Origin of the sequence: Pseudomonas sp. K8 (assembly GCF_014889455.1) — a bacterium.
GTDB classification, from domain to species: domain Bacteria; phylum Pseudomonadota; class Gammaproteobacteria; order Pseudomonadales; family Pseudomonadaceae; genus Aquipseudomonas; species Aquipseudomonas veronii.
On sequence record NZ_VJWO01000191.1, the window covers coordinates 1 to 648 of the forward strand.

Below are 648 nucleotides of genomic sequence, written 5' to 3' on the forward strand. Positions count from 1 at the left end.
TCACCGCCCACCCGGGGCAGGTCCACGCGTTGATGGGCGAGAACGGCGCGGGCAAGTCGACGCTGCTGAAGATCCTCGGCGGCGCCTACATCCCGAGCAGCGGCAGCGTGCAGATCGGCGCGCAGACCATGGCCTTCAAATGCGCGGCCGACAGCATTGCCAGCGGCGTCGCGGTGATCCACCAGGAGCTGCATCTGGTGCCGGAAATGAGCGTCGCCGAGAACCTGTTCCTCGGGCATTTGCCGGCGCGTTTCGGCGTGGTCAATCGCGGCCAGCTACGCCAGCGGGCGCTGGCGTGCCTCAAGGGCCTGGCCGATGAAATCGACCCGCAGGAAAAGCTCGGGCGCCTGTCCCTGGGCCAGCGCCAACTGGTGGAAATCGCCAAGGCGCTGTCGCGTGGCGCGCATGTGATCGCTTTCGACGAGCCCACCAGCAGCCTGTCGGCCCGCGAGATCGACCGGCTGATGGCGATCATCACGCGCCTGCGCGACGAGGGCAAAGTGGTGCTGTACGTGTCCCATCGCATGGAAGAAGTGTTCCGCATCTGCGACGCGGTCACGGTGTTCAAGGACGGCCGCTACGTGCGTACCTTCGACGACATGCGTGCGCTGAGTCACGACCAGTTGGTCACCTGCATGGTCGGTCGCG

At 66.4% G+C, this 648-nt stretch carries 1 protein-coding gene; it reads left to right on the forward strand.

Translation table 11 applies throughout. From position 1 onward, the window contains the following. Positions 1–648 (forward strand): ATP-binding cassette domain-containing protein (locus INT12_RS32125; protein ID WP_193059232.1); only part of this gene is annotated, 648 nt, incomplete at both ends.